Origin of the sequence: Acidocella sp. MX-AZ03, assembly GCF_027626035.1 — a bacterium.
Taxonomy (GTDB): domain Bacteria; phylum Pseudomonadota; class Alphaproteobacteria; order Acetobacterales; family Acetobacteraceae; genus Acidocella; species Acidocella facilis.
Genome location: NZ_CP110774.1, coordinates 2940352 through 2956679 on the forward strand (window position 1 = coordinate 2940352; position 16328 = coordinate 2956679).

At 65.7% G+C, this 16328-nt stretch carries 13 protein-coding genes, 1 tRNA gene and 5 pseudogenes; 11 read left to right on the forward strand and 8 right to left on the reverse strand.

The window, feature by feature from the left end; translation table 11 throughout:
- Nucleotides 1-18: 18 nt before the first annotated feature.
- The 4 genes from GT370_RS16265 to GT370_RS16280 form a co-directional block, all read right to left on the reverse strand.
- Entirely contained in the window at nucleotides 19-435 is a 417-nt protein-coding gene (locus GT370_RS16265; RefSeq protein WP_008494900.1) for a DUF4149 domain-containing protein, read from the reverse strand.
- Nucleotides 435-1742 (reverse strand): adenosylhomocysteinase, encoded by a 1308-nt coding sequence (ahcY, locus tag GT370_RS16270; protein WP_008494901.1) that lies wholly within the window; start codon nucleotides 1740-1742, stop codon nucleotides 435-437. The genes GT370_RS16265 and ahcY overlap by 1 nt, the downstream gene beginning before the upstream one ends.
- A 187-nt stretch (nucleotides 1743-1929) precedes the next feature.
- Complete coding sequence (locus GT370_RS16275; RefSeq protein WP_008494902.1) at nucleotides 1930-2253, reverse strand: c-type cytochrome; 324 nt, start codon at nucleotides 2251-2253, stop codon at nucleotides 1930-1932.
- Nucleotides 2250-2729 carry a copper chaperone PCu(A)C gene (locus tag GT370_RS16280; protein ID WP_270183397.1) on the reverse strand — a complete coding sequence of 160 codons (480 nt, stop codon included), beginning with the start codon at nucleotides 2727-2729 and terminating at the stop codon, nucleotides 2250-2252. Before GT370_RS16280 ends, GT370_RS16275 begins: the two co-directional genes overlap by 4 nt.
- A 99-nt stretch (nucleotides 2730-2828) precedes the next feature.
- Between GT370_RS16280 and folB the strand changes: the two genes are divergently transcribed.
- The 3 genes and pseudogenes from folB (at nucleotide 2829) to pgi (ending at nucleotide 7001) form a co-directional block, all read left to right on the forward strand.
- Nucleotides 2829-3239: a dihydroneopterin aldolase gene (folB, locus tag GT370_RS16285; RefSeq protein WP_008494905.1), complete on the forward strand. Its 411-nt coding sequence runs from the start codon at nucleotides 2829-2831 to the stop codon at nucleotides 3237-3239.
- 218 nt (nucleotides 3240-3457) lie between these two features.
- On the forward strand, nucleotides 3458-5320 hold the full coding sequence (uvrC, locus tag GT370_RS16290; protein ID WP_008494906.1) for an excinuclease ABC subunit UvrC: 1863 nt from the start codon (nucleotides 3458-3460) through the stop codon (nucleotides 5318-5320).
- A 119-nt stretch (nucleotides 5321-5439) separates the two neighbouring features.
- Nucleotides 5440-7001 (forward strand): annotated as a pseudogene (pgi, locus tag GT370_RS16295) (glucose-6-phosphate isomerase).
- Between the two features lie 21 nt (nucleotides 7002-7022).
- On the opposite strand, the gene GT370_RS16300 reads toward pgi, so the two are convergent.
- Nucleotides 7023-7427: a response regulator transcription factor gene (locus GT370_RS16300; RefSeq protein ID WP_270183398.1), complete on the reverse strand. Its 405-nt coding sequence runs from the start codon at nucleotides 7425-7427 to the stop codon at nucleotides 7023-7025.
- A gap of 132 nt (nucleotides 7428-7559) precedes the next feature.
- Here GT370_RS16300 and GT370_RS16305 point away from each other — a divergent pair, with 132 nt between their 5' ends.
- Nucleotides 7560-7820 (forward strand): histidine kinase dimerization/phospho-acceptor domain-containing protein, encoded by a 261-nt coding sequence (locus GT370_RS16305; protein WP_270183399.1) that lies wholly within the window; start codon nucleotides 7560-7562, stop codon nucleotides 7818-7820.
- Entirely contained in the window at nucleotides 7718-8236 is a 519-nt protein-coding gene (locus GT370_RS16310; protein ID WP_270183400.1) for an ATP-binding protein, read from the forward strand. The genes GT370_RS16305 and GT370_RS16310 overlap by 103 nt, the downstream gene beginning before the upstream one ends.
- A gap of 7 nt (nucleotides 8237-8243) precedes the next feature.
- Here GT370_RS16310 and GT370_RS16315 read toward each other — a convergent pair.
- From GT370_RS16315 to GT370_RS16325, 3 genes and pseudogenes are all read right to left on the reverse strand, one after another.
- Nucleotides 8244-8318: transfer RNA gene (locus tag GT370_RS16315), tRNA-Gln, on the reverse strand.
- Between the two features lie 14 nt (nucleotides 8319-8332).
- Nucleotides 8333-9189: pseudogene (locus GT370_RS16320) on the reverse strand (4-(cytidine 5'-diphospho)-2-C-methyl-D-erythritol kinase).
- A complete protein-coding gene (locus GT370_RS16325) occupies nucleotides 9186-10901 on the reverse strand; it encodes a tetratricopeptide repeat protein (RefSeq protein ID WP_008494911.1) in 1716 nt (571 codons plus the stop codon). The pseudogene GT370_RS16320 and the gene GT370_RS16325 overlap by 4 nt, the downstream one beginning before the upstream one ends.
- 231 nt (nucleotides 10902-11132) lie before the next feature.
- On the opposite strand from GT370_RS16325, the gene GT370_RS16330 reads away from it, so the two are divergent.
- From GT370_RS16330 to tldD, 6 genes and pseudogenes are all read left to right on the forward strand, one after another.
- Nucleotides 11133-11396 carry a Co(2+)/Mg(2+) efflux protein ApaG gene (locus GT370_RS16330; protein WP_333489968.1) on the forward strand — a complete coding sequence of 88 codons (264 nt, stop codon included), beginning with the start codon at nucleotides 11133-11135 and terminating at the stop codon, nucleotides 11394-11396.
- Nucleotides 11397-11491: 95 nt separating this feature from the next.
- A pseudogene (folE, locus tag GT370_RS16335) lies at nucleotides 11492-12138 on the forward strand (GTP cyclohydrolase I FolE).
- 7 nt (nucleotides 12139-12145) lie between these two features.
- Nucleotides 12146-12625: a nucleoside deaminase gene (locus GT370_RS16340; protein ID WP_008494915.1), complete on the forward strand. Its 480-nt coding sequence runs from the start codon at nucleotides 12146-12148 to the stop codon at nucleotides 12623-12625.
- A gap of 212 nt (nucleotides 12626-12837) precedes the next feature.
- A pseudogene (locus GT370_RS16345) lies at nucleotides 12838-13340 on the forward strand (COX15/CtaA family protein).
- Nucleotides 13341-13345: 5 nt separating this feature from the next.
- On the forward strand, nucleotides 13346-14842 hold the full coding sequence (locus tag GT370_RS16350) for a COX15/CtaA family protein (protein WP_270184417.1): 1497 nt from the start codon (nucleotides 13346-13348) through the stop codon (nucleotides 14840-14842).
- Nucleotides 14843-14853: 11 nt separating this feature from the next.
- Nucleotides 14854-16288 (forward strand): annotated as a pseudogene (tldD, locus tag GT370_RS16355) (metalloprotease TldD).
- The last annotated feature ends 40 nt before the right edge of the window (nucleotides 16289-16328 follow it).

The window sequence follows — 16328 nt, forward strand, 5'->3', positions numbered from 1 at the left end:
GAACCTCCCCGCAAAGCCTCAGCTTTTTTTGGCGCCTTCGCGTATCAGCAGCAGCAGGGCCAGGAAGACTTCCAGCCCGAAGACCCAGGTGGAAACATCATGCCCGCGCGCGAAGGCGGCTTCATTGCCCGCCACCCGCCACGCATCCAGCCTTGGCATCAGCCAGAACCAGCTCCAGAGCGTGCCGAGAATGGTCACCCCCGGCACCAGGGCGGCGCGCCCCCGCCCCAGCAACAGATAGCCAAAGGCGGACAGCCCGGCGGTGATCAGGCAATAAAGATATAAAACCGGAAAGGCCGTTCGAATGAACGGCCCCCCGATGGCAAGCGGCAGCCTGGTGAAGACCAGAGGCGCCATCACCGCGCTGAAAAACAGCATCCCGCCCGCGAGCAGGCCCAGCCCAGGCAGGGCCAGCAAGCGGCCGAGACGGCGCATCAGTAGCGATACGCCTCATGCTTGAACGGGCCCTGAACCTGCAGCCCCAGATAATCCGCCTGCTTCTTGGTCAGCTGGGTCAGCTTGGCGCCGACCTTGGCCAGATGCAAAGCCGCCACCTTCTCGTCCAGATGGCGCGGCAGCACATAGACCTTGCGCTCATACTTGCCTTCCGGGGCGGTCCAGAGCTCGATCTGCGCCAGCACCTGGTTGGTGAAGCTGGCGGACATCACGAAGCTCGGATGGCCGGTGGCGTTGCCGAGATTCACCAGCCGGCCCTCGGAGAGCACGATCAGGCGCTTGCCATCCGGGAAGACCACCTCATCCACCTGCGGCTTCACATTTTCCCATTTATAGTTGCGCAGCGCCTCGATCTGGATCTCGCTGTCGAAATGGCCAATGTTGCAGACGATGGCGCGGTGCTTCATGGCGCGCATATGGTCGATATTGATGACATCGACATTGCCGGTGGCGGTGACGAAAATATCGCCTTCCGGGGCGGCATCGTCCATCGTCACCACCTCATAGCCTTCCATGGCGGCCTGCAGGGCGCAGATCGGGTCGATCTCGGCGACCTTCACCCGGCAGCCGGCATTGCGCAGCGAGGCGGCCGAGCCCTTGCCGACATCGCCGAACCCGGCGACGACGGCGACCTTGCCGGCCATCATCACGTCGGTGCCACGGCGGATGCCGTCCACCAGGCTCTCGCGGCAGCCATAGAGATTGTCGAACTTGGACTTGGTGACGCTGTCATTCACGTTGATGGCGGGCACCAGCAGCTTGCCGGCCTTTGCCATCTCCCACAGGCGATGCACGCCGGTGGTGGTCTCCTCGGAAATGCCGCGAATATTGGCCAGCATCTCCGGGTATTTATCATGCATGATCTGGGTGACGTCGCCGCCGTCATCCAGGATCATGTTCGGGGTCCAGCCATCGGGGCCGCGCAGCGTCTGCTCGATGCACCACCAGAATTCTTCCTCGCTCAACCCCTTCCAGGCGAAGACCGGGATGCCGGCGGCGGCAATGGCGGCGGCGGCCTGGTCCTGCGTGGAGAAGATATTGCAGGAGGACCAGCGCACGGAGGCGCCGAGCGCCACCAGCGTCTCGATCAGCACGGCGGTCTGGATGGTCATGTGCAGGCAGCCGACGATGCGGGCACCGGCCAGCGGCTTGGATTTGCCGAATTCCTCGCGCAGCGCCATCAGGCCGGGCATTTCGTCCTCGGCCATGGAGATTTCCTTGCGGCCCCATTCAGCCAGGGACATGTCCTTGACCTTGTAATCGGTGGGCAGGTTGGCGTCTGGCATGGCGGTACGTCCTCAAACTTTAAAAACGGGAAACTTGAAAAACTCGAAACTCGAAAAACTGGAGAAACCCTTATTCGCTCGGGGCGGTTATGCCAACCGGCGAGGCTTTCAGCTTTTGCCGGAATGGCTTGCGAATTGATGAATTGCGGTTCAATTGCGCCCGCCTTATATCATCAGGTTGAATATTTTAAGGCTTGGCGGCGGGCAGGCTGGCGAAATATGCGGCCACATCCTGGCGCTGCGTCAGGGGCAGCGCGGCCGCGATGCGGCGCATCAGCGCATTGCCGCCCTGGCCCGCGGCCATCAGATTCAGCGCGGCGACGATATCATCCGCCTGGCGCCCGGCCAGCGCCGGCGCGCCGATAGAGCTGTTGCCCTGGCCTTGCGCGCCATGGCAGGCGGCGCAGGGCATGGCGCCGTTTTCATTGCCGTGCAGGACGATCTGCTGCCCCGCCGGCGCGGCGGCGGCCAGGCCCAGCAGCAGCAACGGCGCGGCCCGCAGCGCCTTCACGCGCCCGACGGGCCGGAGGGGCCATAGACCGGCAGCAACAGCAGCAGATCGCCGCCATCCGCGAATTTCAGCGTGATGCCGATCTTCTCGCCCACCTTCATCTTCGGCTTCATACACATCAGATGGTAGCCGCCTTCGGCGAAGCTCACCTGGCCATGGGCGGGGATGGTGAGGCTCTTCACCATCTCCATCGTCGAGGTGCCGCCATCATTCACCGTCTTGTGCAGCATCAGCGTACCGCAGGCCGGCGAGCTGGCGCCGATCAGCCTGGTGGTGCTGTCGCCGCTATTGCTCAGCGTCATGTAGCCGCCGGCCGGGATGTTAGGTAGCAGATACCGGAACCAGCCATTCGCGGCATGGATATTGGCCGGGGAGGGCTGCGGCGTGGCCGAGGGGCTGGGGCGGCGGCGCCGAGCAGCACGGGTAGCACGAGCAGAGCAAGGTGGCGTTTCATGCAGACTGGATAGCGCAGCCACGGGCGCAAGAAAAGCTTACGGCGTGGGAGGCTTTGTCCGGACATTGGCGCATGGCCGCCATTTATTGCCAATTTTGGCGTTGCGGCGCAAAAGGCGGCCATGGATCATATCCGCCTCGCCGATGCCGCCCGGGCCACGCGGCGCATGTTTGTCCGCGACCTGGTGCTGGAGGCGCAGATCGGCGTCTATGCCCAGGAGCATGGCCGCACCCAGCGCGTGCGCTTCAATCTGGATCTGGCGGTCGAGGATGACGGTGCCGCGCATCTCTCGCGCCCCGCGGTGGGGGCGGATGATCTGCGCCGGGTGGTGGATTACGATACGGTGATCAACGCGGTGCGCGAGATCATCGCCAGCGGCCATGTGCAACTGGTGGAGACGCTGGCCGAGCGCGTCGCCGAGGCCTGCCTGCGCGATCCAAGGGTGCGGGTGGCGCGGGTGATGGTGGAAAAGCTGGACGTGTTCGCCGATGCCGCCAGCGTGGGTGTGGAAATCGAACGCCGGACTATCTAGTTGTCCACTTCCACCACCCCGGTTCCAGCAAGGGGGTTTGGGTGGATTTGGAAACGGAGATAATTCGTTGAACAAATGTTAATGTCGTTCAAAATCAATATGTTAACTATGAATAACCAGGACCGGACCCGGCTCCTTTTCGGCCCGGCCTGGGCAGGGCGTGCACAGCTTGCCTGCCGACATTCCACAGAGTTATCCACAGGCGGAAGGGGATAAGTTTGGAGGCTGCGAAAATCGGCGTCGAGGTGATCGAAACCGCGCTGGAGACGATGCCGAACAACCCAGGCGTGTACCGGATGCTGGATGGCAAGGGCGATGCGCTCTATGTCGGCAAGGCGCGCAACCTGAAAAAACGCGTCACCTCCTACACCCAGATCAATCGTTTGCCGGAGCGGCTGCGGCGCATGGTGGCGGATACCGCCGCGATGGAGATCCTCACCACCCATACCGAGGCCGAGGCGCTGCTGCTGGAAGCCAATCTCATCAAGAGGTTGAAGCCGCGCTACAATATCCTGCTGCGGGACGACAAAACCTATCCCTGGCTGATGCTGACGGCGGGGCAGGCGTTTCCGCGCATCGCCAAGCATCGCGGGGTGCAGGAGAAGGGCAATCTCTATTGGGGGCCGTTCGCTTCGGTCTGGGCGGTCAACCAGACCGTGCAGGCGCTGCAGCGCGTGTTCCTGCTCCGTACCTGCGCGGATACCGTCTTCACCAACCGCACCCGGCCTTGCCTGCTGTTCCAGATCAAGCGCTGCTGCGCCCCCTGCGTGGACCGGGTCAGCAAGGAGGAGTACGGCAAGCTGGTCACCCAGGCCCGGGATTTCCTGCAGGGAAAGACCGGCGCGGTGCAGAAGGATCTCGCTGCTGCGATGCAGCAAGCCTCTGAAAATCTTGAGTTCGAGCGCGCGGCGGCGCTGCGTGACCGGATCCGGGGCCTGGCCTATGTGCAGGGCAGCGAGGTCATCAACCCGGAAAGCCTGGGCGATGCGGACGTGATCGCCCTGCACCAGCAGGCCGGCCAGGCCTGCGTGCAGGTGTTCTTCATCCGCGGCGGGCGCAATAACGGCAATCGCAGCTTTTTCCCCGCCCATGCCAAGGATGAGGAGGCGCCGGAGGTGCTGGCCGCCTTCATCGCGCAATTCTATGACGACAAGCCGCCCCCGGCGCAGCTTCTGCTCAACCATGCGCCGCAGGAGCAGGCGCTGCTGGAAGAGGCGCTGAGCCTGAAGGCGGAGCGGCGGGTTTATATCTCGGTGCCGCAGCGCGGCGAGAAGGCCGATGTGGTGGCCCATGCCGCCACCAATGCGCGCGAGGCGCTGGAGCGCAAGCTGGCCGAGAGTGCCGGCCAGGGCAAATTGCTCGCCGCCACGGCGGAATTGTTCGGCCTGGCGGAGACGCCAAGGCGGATCGAGACCTATGACAACTCCCACATCATGGGCACCAACGCTTACGGGGTGATGGTGGCGGCCGGGCCCGAGGGGCCAATGAAATCCGCCTATCGCAAATTCAGCATCAAATCCGTGCTCACCCCGGGCGATGATTTCGCGATGATGCGCGAGGTGCTGCAGCGCCGCTTCGGCCGCGCGCTGGAGGAAGACCCGGACCGCAGCGGCGAGAGCTGGCCGGATCTGGTGCTGATCGATGGCGGTGCTGGCCAGCTTTCGGCGGCGAAGGCGGTGATGGCGGATCTGGGGCTGGAGGATATCCCGATGGTCGCCATCGCCAAGGGGCCGGACCGCGATGCAGGGCGGGAATGGTTCCACATGGAACATCGCGAGCCCTTCCAGCTGCCGCCGCGTGACCCGGTGCTGTATTTTCTGCAGAGGCTGCGCGATGAGGCGCATCGCTTCGCCATCACCACCCACCGCGCCGCCCGCAGCAAGAAGCTCACCACCTCGGAGCTGGATGAGGTGCCGGGCATCGGCGCCGCGCGCAAAAAGGCGCTGCTGCTGCATTTCGGCTCGGCGCGCGGGGTGAAGGGGGCGGGGCTGAAGGATCTGGAATCCGTCCCCGGCATCAACCGGGCCACGGCCCGCGCGGTCTATGGCTTCTTTCACCCCGGTGTAAGGCTGGAGGATTAGCCCCTCTTGGCTTCCCGCGCCGAAGCTATAAGTTTGGAGCACAAAACAAGCGTGTGGGGGTATGGATGAGCCAGTCTGATTGGGCGGATGTGAAAAGGCTGGCGGCCGAGGCGCCGGACATGCGCGCATTATTTGCCGAAGATGCGACCCGGTTCGCGGATTTTTCCGTCACCGCCGCCGGGCTGCTGCTGGATTTTTCCAAAACCTCCCTCACCGGCAGCAGCTTCGCTGCCCTGCTGCGGCTGATCCGCGCCAGCGGGCTGGAGGAAAAGCGCGCCGCTATGTTCGCCGGCGCGCCGATCAACCTCACCGAAAACCGCGCCGTGCTGCACACCGCCTTGCGCGCCCCGGCGGATGCGCAAATCCTGGTCGGCGGGGAGAATGTGGTGCCGGCGGTGCAAGAGACGCTGGGGCGCTTTCTGGCCTTCGCCGAGGCAGTGCGCGGCGGCGCCATCGCGGCCGCCGACGGCAAGCCGTTCACCGATGTGGTGAATATCGGCATTGGCGGCTCGGATCTCGGCCCGGCGATGGTCACCGCCGCGCTCGCCCCCTATCATGACGGGCCGCGCCTGCATTACGTCTCCAATGTCGATGCGGCGCATCTTTCGGACACGCTGAAGCGGCTGGACCCGGCGCGGACCCTGTTCATCATCGCCTCGAAGACCTTCACCACGGTGGAGACGATGACCAACGCCGCTTCCGCCCGGCGCTGGCTGGCGGCCGCTCTGGGTGAGGATGCGGTGGGGGCGCATTTCTGCGCCGTCTCCACCGCGCTGGAGAAATGCGCGGCCTTCGGCATCGCCCCGGACCGGATTTTCGGTTTCTGGATTGGGTCGGCGGGCGCTATTCGGTGTGGTCCTCGGTCGGGCTGCCGGTCGCCATCGCCATCGGCGCGGAACATTTCCGCGCCTTCCTGGCCGGGGCCAGGGAGATGGACGAGCATTTCCGCGACGCCAGACTGGAAGAGAACCTGCCGGTGCTGCTGGCGCTGGTCGGGCTCTGGCACCGTGACGCGCTGGGCTACCCGGCCCGCGCCATCCTGCCTTATGACCAGCGCCTGGCGCGGTTTGCGGCCTATCTGCAGCAGCTGGACATGGAATCGAACGGCAAGCAGGTGACGCGCGAGGGCAACCCGGTCGCGCAGCCCACCGGCCCGCTGGTGTTCGGCGAGCCCGGCACCAATGGCCAGCACGCCTTCTATCAGCTGATCCATCAGGGTACGGATGTGGTTCCGTGCGAATTCTATATCGCCGCCGAAGGCCATGAGCCGGAGATGGCGGTGCATCATGAGCTGCTCGTGGCCAACTGCCTGGCCCAGGCGCAGGCACTGCTGCAAGGCCGCAGCCTGGAGGAGGCCAAGGGCAATCCGCACCGGGTTTTCCCCGGCAACCGCCCCTCCATCGTCACCGCCTACCGCAAGCTGGACCCGGCGACGTTGGGCAAGCTGATCGCGCTCTATGAGCACCGCGTGTTTACCGAGGCGGCGGTGTGGAACATCAACGCCTTCGACCAATGGGGGTGGAGCTGGGCAAGGAGCTGGCGACCAGGCTGCTGCCAATGGTGCGCGGCGAGGCCGGCGATGGGGCGGATGGCTCCACCACCGGGCTGCTCGGCTATCTGCGCGGGGGCGGCGGTAACGGCGTTGCCAACGCCCCGGAGGTTTTTCGCCGCTCTTTTGTAAAAAAGCGGCACCAAAAAACTTTTATAACTTCTTCAAGGGGTTATTTTCAAAGTTCGGGGTGGTGCGGCGCTCGTGCAGCGCCTCCACCCGGTCCAGCAGCTCCGAAAACACGAAGGGCTTGACGATATAATCATCGCCGCCGGCTTCCAGCCCGGTCATCCAGTCGCCCAGCGCGCCGAGGCCGGAGAGGAACAGCACCGGCGTGGTCACGTCATGCGCGCGCAGCTCGCGCAGCAATTCCGCCCCATCCACCCCGCCGGGGAGCTGGCGGTCGAAGATCATCACGTCGAACTTGCCCTTGGCGGCGCGGCTCAGCCCGTCCTGCCCGTCAATCGTATGCGTGACCTCGTGATTCGCCTCGGCCATGCCATTGGTGACCACGCTGGCCACCGTCTCGTCATCCTCGATGAGCAGAATGCGCATCATCCAACTCTCTTTCCCGGTTTCACAAACACTTGTTCACCTGCTGTATAAGCCTAATCTGAGTGACCTTAGTTTACAGTTGGGTTGCTTTTGGTTGAAAAAATCGGGGATGAGAGTGGCACAGGAGATTCAGGCATGATGCCCGCTGAGGAGGACGACGCCCCCGGCGGGCTGGAGCCCTTCGCCGCGCAGGTGGCGCATGACTTCAATAATCTGCTGACCGGCGTGCTCGGCAATCTCGAATTGCTGGAGATGCGCGCCGCCCGCAACAAGATCGAGGGCTGGAAGGCTATTTGTCCGGCGCGCGCAATGCCGGCGCCCGCGCGGCGGGGTTCGCGCACCGGCTGCTGGTCTATTCCGGCCGCACCGCCCGCCCGGCTGAGCCGGTGGAGGTGACCGCCTTGCTGCGCACGCTGGCGGGCCAGCCGGAAGGGCGTGGCGTGGCGATGACGCTGCCGCCGCAAACGCTCTTCGCCATGGCTGACCCGGACGGGTTGCAGCAGGCGGTGGTGGAGCTGATCGAGAATGCCAGGGAAGCCGCCCCGGCCTCGCATGCCCTGGCGCTGCGGGCCGCGCTGCAGGATGGCATGGTCTGTATCGAAATGCGCGACGATGGCCCGGGCATGGCGCCGGAGGTGCTGGCCCAGGCCGCCGAACCGCTCTTCACCACCCGCGCCAACGGCGCCGGGCGTGGGCTGGGGCTGGCCATCGCCGCGCGCAGCATGGAGCGCGCTGGTGGCAGGCTGGTGCTGGACAGCGCGCCGGGGCAGGGCTGCGTGGCGCGGCTGCTGTTACGGCCGGCGGAGGGCTAGGAGAGCCTGGCTGGGACGGGAGGATTCGAACCTCCGCATGGCGGAATCAAAATCCGCTGCCTTACCGCTTGGCGACGTCCCATCGGCTGGGCGCTCTCATAAGCCGGTCGGGGGCGGCTGGTAAAGCCCCCCGCCCCAACACCACCAGGAAGATTGCTCACCCTGCAGCGTCGCGGCGGCTTGGCGGCGTTCTCGGCGGTTTCGAACAGGGCGAAGCAGGTGGCGCCGGAGCCGCTCATCCGCGCCAGCAGCGCGCCCGGCAGTGCCGCCAGCGCCGCCAGCACCGTGCCGATGACGGGCTGAATGCCGATCGCCGCCGCCTGCAGATCATTGCCGCAGCGCTTCAGATCCTCGGCCATCAGCCGGGCGCTGGGCCACATCGCCGGCAGGCGCGGCGGTGGCGAGAAGCCGCCAGTGCGGGCCTTGAACACCGACGGGGTAGGTACCGCCACGCCAGGATTGACCAGCACCATGCCAAACTCCGGCAAACGCGGGGCAGGGGCCAGTACCTCGCCGATGCCCTGCATCCGCGCCGGTTCGCTGCGCAGGCAGACCGGCACATCCGCCCCCAGCGCCAGCGCCAAGGCCGGCAGATCCGCCTTTTGCAAGCCCCAGAGCCGGCAGAGGGCGCGCAGCGCCGCCGCCGCATCGGCCGAGCCGCCGCCAATGCCCGAGGCCACTGGCAGGTCCTTTTCCAGATGCAGCCGCGCCCCGCGCCCCGGTGCCAGCGCCCGCGCCGCCTTTAGCAACAGATTATCCGGCTCGCTCTGCAACGCCGCGCCGAAGCGCCCGCCCAGGCTCAGGCTCAGCGCCTCCGCCGCCTCAACCTGCACCCGGTCGCCGACATCAGGGAACACCGCCAGGCTGTCGAGCAGATGATACCCATCCGCCCGCCTGCCGGTGACATGCAGATAGAGATTGACCTTCGCTGGCGCGAAAACCGTGAGGCTCATGGCGTGGGGGCGCCGAAATGCTGCTGGATATTGGCTTCCAGCGCCGCTTTCAGCGTCGCATCCGGGTTCAGCCCCAGCGCGCGGTCCCATTGATAGGCCGCCTGCAGCTTTTGCCCCGCCTGCCAGAACGCATCGCCGAGATGGCCGTTGACCTCGGCATCGTCTGGCGCCAGCTCCACCGCCTGGATCAGCAGTGCCAGGGCGCGCTTGGTGTTGCCGCGCTTCATCTCGACATAGCCGAGCGAATCCAGCACCGCCGGATCCTTCGGGTCCAGCCCGGCGGCCTTGCTCAGCATCGCCTGCGCCTCATCCAGCTTCTCGTCGCGCGAGGCCCAGCTATAGCCAAGATAATTCAGCACATAAGGCTGGTTGGGGGAGAGTTTCAGCGCCTGTTCCAGGTCCGGCTCCGCGGCCGCCCAGTTGCCGGTTTCGTCCTCGCAGATGCCGCGATCGAAATACAGGCTCCAGGCGGCGGCCGGCGGCGGATTGCCGGCCAGGGCGATCGCCTTCTGGTAATAAGGCAGTGCCTGGCCGCATTGATGCGCGGTGCGCCAGACATCGCCGGCGGCGGCCAGCAGCCCGGGATTGTCCGGGTGCTGGGCGCTCAGCCCGTCGAGCAGCGCCACCGCCTTGTCCGGCTCGCCCAGGCTGGCGAGCAGGCTGGCCTGCTGCACTGCGGCCGGGCCATAGAGCGCGTCGCCGGGCTGGATCGGCGCCAGCGTGTCGAGCGCGTTGCGCATTTCCACCGGCGTCGGGGTGGCGTTGGGGTCGTCGCTGTCGATCTGGGTGGAGGCCAGGATCAGCCGCGCGGCGGAAAGGTCCGGGCGCAGCTCCAGCGCGAAGCGCAGGAACACGCTGCGCAGGAACAAAGCCTGTGGCTGGCTGAGCGAGGCCGCCAAGGTGAGATAGGCTTCGGCCATGCCCTGCACCGGGGTGGAGATCACCTTCGCCCCCATCTGCGCCTGCAGCTCCGGCAGCGCGATGGCGAGGTCCGGATGCGCCGCGATCAGCGCCATCAGCACCGCCTCGGCCTGCGCCTTGTTGCCCTGGCGGGCATCCCAGCTGGCCAGGATCTGCGCCAGGCGCAGATTGGGCGAGGCGGCGGAGACGGCGCCGTAGAGCTGGGTGGCACTCTTGGTATCGCCAGCCGCATCCGCGATCAGCGCCGCGTTCAGCACATACACGCCACCAAAGGCGCCATTATTGAAGCTGGGGCCGAGCGTGTTCAGCGCCCCTTGCTCGTCGCCCTGGCCGAATTGCGTCCAGGCGATCAGCAGCGGTTCGATCAAAGCCGCCAGCTGGTCGCCGGGCAGGGATTTGAAGAAGGTGGCGGCCTGCTTGTAATCGCCTTGCATCGCCGCCTGGTTGCCGCGCAGCAAGGCGGCCAGCGCATTGCCGGGCAGGCGCGGGGCGAGCGCCTGCGCCTCATCGCCGCCGGCCAGCACGCCGGAGAGAAACCCTTCCTGCGCCAGGCGCGGATTATCCGGGTCGGTTTGCAGCGCCTTGGCATAGAAGCGGGCGGCCCGCGCCGGGTCGTTCACCGAAGCCGCGTAGCGCGCCGCCAGAAACGCCCCGAAGGCTGGGTTGGGTTTGGTGGCCGGGGTGGGGGCGGTGTCGGGGAAGGAGGCCGTACCGGCAGCGCCCGCCGCGCAGGCGGAAAGCATGATGCAGGCAGCGACGGCGAAGCGGCCGAACGGCAAGGAGATGCGCATGAGCAGACTCTAGCAGCGCTGTTGCGGAGCGGCAAAAACCGTGAAGCAGGGCTCGCTTGTTCGCGCCCAGGGGCTGGGATAGGCTGGCGGCATGGAGCCTGGGTTCGAAGCGACAACCAACGACGTCACCGTGCAGGTGCGAGTCATGTTTCTGGATGAGCAGTCGCAGCCGGGGCGGGGCGGTTTTTCTGGGCCTACCATATTTCCATCATCAACCAGGGCGGCGCCACCGTGCAGCTGCTCAGGCGGACCTGGCACATCACCGATAGCACCGGCTACACCCATGTCGTGCATGGGGATGGCGTGGTGGGCGAGCAGCCGGTGCTCACCCCGGGGGCGCGGTTCGAGTACAGCTCCGGCGCGCCGCTGGCCACCGCCTCGGGCTTCATGGTCGGCACCTATCACATGCAGCGCCTGCCTGGCGGCGAGCCGTTCGACGTCGCGGTGCCGGCCTTCAGCCTGGACAGCCCGCACGAGGATCCCAGGCGGCATTGAGCCGTGCGATTTGCGCCCAATATTGGCTGAGTGATCCGGCTGGCCCATATAAACGTAATCGTCATACATGACGTCTTTAATGCCTCAGACCTGAAATGGAGCGCCGCGTGAACATCCAGTTGAAAGCCGCCAAGGCCGCGAAACGCAAGCAGAGCCTGGTCCGCCCGACGCGGGAACAGGCCGAGGAGGCGGTGCGGACCTTGCTGCTCTGGGCCGGGGACGACCCGACCCGCGAAGGGCTGCTGGATACCCCCAAGCGCGTCGCCAAATCCTATGCGGAATTCTTCAAGGGCTATGAGGAGGATCCGGTCGAGATCCTCTCGCGCACCTTCGAGGAAACCGAGGGCTATGACGAGATGATCCTGCTGCGGGATATCCGGCTGGAGAGCCATTGCGAGCATCACATGGTGCCGATCACCGGCAAGGCGCATGTCGCCTATCTGCCGGCAAGCGGGTGGTGGGGATTTCCAAGCTTGCCCGTGTCGTGGATGCTTATGCCAAGCGCCTGCAGATTCAGGAAAAACTCACCGCGCAGATCGCCAACACCATCCAGGAGGTGTTGCAGCCGCGCGGCGTGGCGGTGGTGATCGAGGCGAATCATCAATGCATCTCCACCCGCGGCGTGCACAAGCCCGGCGTCTCGATGATCACCAGCCATATGGTGGGCGAATTCCGCGACAACCCCTCGACCCGGCGGGAATTTCTGGCCATGATCCAAACCCGGAGTTGCACCGGGGAGTAACCTGCGTATGAGCCAGCACGAGCCTTTCATGAAACGCGCCATCGCCCTGGCGCGCCAGGGTGTGGCCGGTGGCCATGGCGGCCCGTTCGGCGCGGTGATCGTGCGCGATGGCAAGATCATCGGCGAGGGGCATAATCGCGTGCTCTCCGCCATCGATCCCACCGCCCATGCCGAGGTCACGGCGATCCGCGATGCGGCGAAGAAGGAAGGCCAGTTCGACCTCTCCGGCACCGAGATCTACGTGAACGGCCAGCCTTGCCCGATGTGCATGTCGGCGATTTTCTGGGCCCGGATCGGCAAGGTGTATTATGCCTGCGCCCCGGCGGATGCCGAGGCGATCGGCTTTGACGACCAGGAATTTTACCGCCAGCTCGCCAAGCCCGAGGGCGAGCGTGACACCCCGGCTATCCAGCTCACGGAATTCCTCGAAGAGGCGCGGGATTCCTATCAGGACTGGATCCGGCGCGAGGCGCGCATCCCTTACTGATTGCTGCCATTCGGTACAGGGGCTGGCGATTTCGGGGCGGGGGCGTAAGCCCTGCGTGTTAAGTCTGAAGGAGTTTCCTTGTGCCGAGCGACACGACCCGCTTGAACGCCACAGCCTTTTCCAACATCCGCCCGCAAGGCGGGGCTGGCAGCCTGGCCAACCGAAAACTTGTATCCAGCTGGCTGTTCCTTCTGGCCTTCATGATCTGGGTGATGGTCGGCATTGGCGGCTATACGCGTGACTCCGGCTCCGGCCTGTCGATCATGCGCTGGGAGCCGATCATCGGCGTGCTGCCGCCCTTGAGCCAGGATGCCTGGAACAAGATTTTCGCGCTGTACAAGACCATCCCACAATATCAGCTCCAGCATCAGGGCATGGGGCTGGCCGGGTTCAAGCAGCTGTTCTGGCCGGAATATATTCATCGCCTCTGGGGAAGGCTGATGGGGCGGTGCTGCTGCTGCCGCTGATCGTCTTCGCGCTCACCGGGCGGGTGGAGAAGCGGCTGGTGCCCTGGCTGGTGCTGCTGTTCCTGCTCGGCGGGCTGCAGGGTTTCATCGGCTGGTTCATGGTCTCCTCCGGCTTCCGGGCGGACAGCATCGCAGTGGAAGGCTGGCGGCTCTCGCTGCATTTCTTCGGGGCGATGTTCCTGTTTTGCGCGGTGCTGTGGACGGCTCTGGTCATCCGCCACCCCGAACCGGCCCGTTATGAGGGCTGAAGGGCCTGCGTGGCCATACCATCGGCGCACTGCTGCTGCTGCTGCTGGCGATGTGGGGCGGCACCATGGTCTCCGGCATTCACGGCATCGCCGATTTCAGCCTGAAGGATCATATCGGCACCGGCCAGCCGCCGGCCGGCTGGCCGATGACCGGGGTGCTGAACTCCGCCGGGGCGATCATTTTCGGCCATCAGATGCTGGCGGTGTTGGCGGCTCTGGGCATCCTCACCCTTACAGTGCGCGCCTTGCGCAGCGAGCTGCCCGGCCCGGTGCGTGATGGCGCGCTGATCGTCGGCGGGCTGGTCATTTTGCAATTCATCCTGGGTGTGACCGCTCTGGTCTCCGGCCGCTACGATATCGGCGTGGCGCACCAGATGAACGCGGTGCTGCTGCTGGGGGGATGCTGTTCATCGTCTTCACCCTGCGCGGGGCGACCCGCCGCAAGAGGGGGTGAGATGAGGCAGGACCGCGCCGTCGGCACCTGGCTGTTGCTGCTGGCCGGTATGGTCTTTGGCATGGTGGTCGGCGGCGGGCATGCGCGCACCATCGGGGCGGGGTTCACCATCCAGGTCTGGCGGCCTTTCACCGGCTTCATCCCGCCGCTGAACGCGGCGGATTGGAACCAGCTTTACGGGCTGTATCAGCACACCGCGCAATACCAGGCGCAGCCGATCGACATGGCGCAGTACAAGGCCTTGTTCTGGCCGATGTTCCTGGATCGCTGCTGGGGCCGGCTGATGGCCTGCGTGTTTCTGCTGCCCTTCGGCTATTTCCTCTTAAAGGGCCGCATTCAGCGCAAGCTGGCGCTGTGGCTGGGCTTCATCTTCCTGCTCGGCGCGGGGCAGGCCACCTATGGCTGGTACATGGTGCAGACCGGGATGTATCCCGGTGTGGTTTCACCGCCACCGGAATGGGCGGCGCCGCATCTGCTCTCCGCCATGCTGATCCTGCTCCTGCTGATCTGGACCGGCATGAGCCTGCGCACCCCGGAGCCGGTGCCGTTGGAAGGGGCTAGCAGCTTGCGCGGGCTTGCCAGCGCCTCGGTGCTGCTGATCTGGATCACCATGGGCTTCGGCGCGCTGGTCGCGACCTCGGGCGCCCTGCATGTCTATAACTCTTTCCCGACCATGGATGGCGCCTGGACGCCGCCGGGCGCCTTCGCCCAGGACCCGCTCTGGAGCAATTTCGTCACCAACAAGGGCACGGTGCAGTTCTGCCACCGGCTGCTGGCGACGGTCACGGCGCTGACCGTGCTGACCACCGCCGTGATGGGGCTGCGCCGCCGGCTGCCGCCGGCGCTGCGGGATATTTTTCTGCTGCTCGCCTTGCTGGTGGCGTTGCAATATGTGCTGGGCATGGCCACGCTTGTGCTGGGCAATAATGAGCTCGGCTTTGTGCATGAGCTGAATGCCGTGCTGCTGTTCGCCACCGCCATCGCCGCCCGCCACGGGCTGCGCGGCGCGGTGGCCGCCCCTGTTGGGGCGCTGGCGGCGGCGGAATAGGAGTGTGAGAGATGAGTGACGCGCTGACCAAGGCGGATGAATTCTTCCACGGCCCGCAAGGGCTGGATCTGGCTGATGCTGCCAAGCACATCGCCACCGCGCTCGACGGGGCGGATGATGGCGAGCTGTTCCTGGAATACCGGGAATCAGAGTCCATCTCGCTCGATGATGGCCGCATCCGTGCCGCCAGCTTCGATACGCGTCGCGGCTTTGGCCTGCGCGCGGTGCTCGGCGAGGCCGCCTATTATGCCCATGCCGGGGATATTTCCGCCGCCGCCTTGGGCCGCGCGGCGCAGACCATCCGCGCCGCCAAGGCGATGGAGCAATCGGTGACGGCCGGCGAGCCCGCCGCCGCCGGGGCGCCGCTTTACGTGGGCGTGAACCCGCTGGGCGAGGCGCCGTTCGCGGAGCGCGCGGCGTTGCTCAAGCAGATCGACGATTTCGCCCGGGGCGCGGATAAGCGCGTGGTGCAGGTGATGGCAAGCATAGCCGGCGAGTGGCAGGTGATCGAGATCGTCCGCGCCGGCGGGCGCGGGTGGCGGATATCCGCCCGCTGGTGCGGCTGAATATCTCCGTGGTGCTGGAAGAGAACGGCAAGCGTGAATCCGGCAGCCATGGCGCGGGCGGGCGCTCGGGCTATGGCGCCTATATCGACCCGAATTTCTGGCAGAATGCGGTGCGCGAGGCGATCCGCCAGGCCGAGGTCAATCTCGGCGCGGTGGCGGCCCCCGCCGGCGAGATGCCGGTGGTGCTGGGGCCGGGCTGGCCGGGCATTCTGCTGCATGAGGCCATCGGCCACGGGCTGGAAGGCGATTTCAACCGCAAGCAGACCTCCGCCTTTGCCGGGCTGCTGGGCAGCCGCATCGCCGCCCCGGGTGTGACCGTGGTGGATGACGGCACCATCCCCAACCGCCGTGGCTCGCTGACCATCGACGATGAAGGCACGCCGACCAGCCGCACGGTGCTGATCGAGGATGGGATTCTGACCGGCTTCATCCAGGACCGGCAGAATGCCCGGCTGATGAATATGCGCGCCACCGGCAATGGCCGCCGCCAGAGCTACGCCCACGCGCCGATGCCGCGCATGACCAACACCATCATGCAAGGCGGGCAGGATAAGAAGGAGGACATGATCGCCTCCGTGAAGCGCGGGCTGTATGCGGTGAATTTCGGCGGCGGCCAGGTGGATATCACCTCCGGCAAGTTCGTGTTCTCCGCCTCCGAGGCTTATCTGATCGAGGATGGCAAGGTGACGTCGCCGGTGAAGGGGCGACGCTGATCGGCAACGGGCCGGATGCGTTGACGAAGGTGGAGATGATCGGGGATGATCCGGCTCTGGACCCTGGCATTGGCACCTGCGGCAAGAATGGCCAGGGCGTGCCGGTGGGGGTGGGGCAGCCGACAATCAAGCTGTCGGGGCTGACCATTGGCGGAACCGCGGCGTAAATAAAAGTTTTTGTGGGTGTTTTTGAAAAAACACCCCACA

Coding starts and splice junctions, on each gene's coding strand:
- GT370_RS16265 (WP_008494900.1), bottom strand. CDS start 435: ATGCGCCGTCTCGGCCGCTTGCTGGCCCTGCCTGGGCTGGGCCTGCTC.
- ahcY (WP_008494901.1), bottom strand. CDS start 1,742: ATGCCAGACGCCAACCTGCCCACCGATTACAAGGTCAAGGACATGTCC.
- folB (WP_008494905.1), top strand. CDS start 2,829: ATGGATCATATCCGCCTCGCCGATGCCGCCCGGGCCACGCGGCGCATG.
- GT370_RS16300 (WP_270183398.1), bottom strand. CDS start 7,427: ATGATGCGCATTCTGCTCATCGAGGATGACGAGACGGTGGCCAGCGTG.
- GT370_RS16305 (WP_270183399.1), top strand. CDS start 7,560: ATGATGCCCGCTGAGGAGGACGACGCCCCCGGCGGGCTGGAGCCCTTC.
- GT370_RS16325 (WP_008494911.1), bottom strand. CDS start 10,901: ATGCGCATCTCCTTGCCGTTCGGCCGCTTCGCCGTCGCTGCCTGCATC.
- GT370_RS16340 (WP_008494915.1), top strand. CDS start 12,146: ATGAGCCAGCACGAGCCTTTCATGAAACGCGCCATCGCCCTGGCGCGC.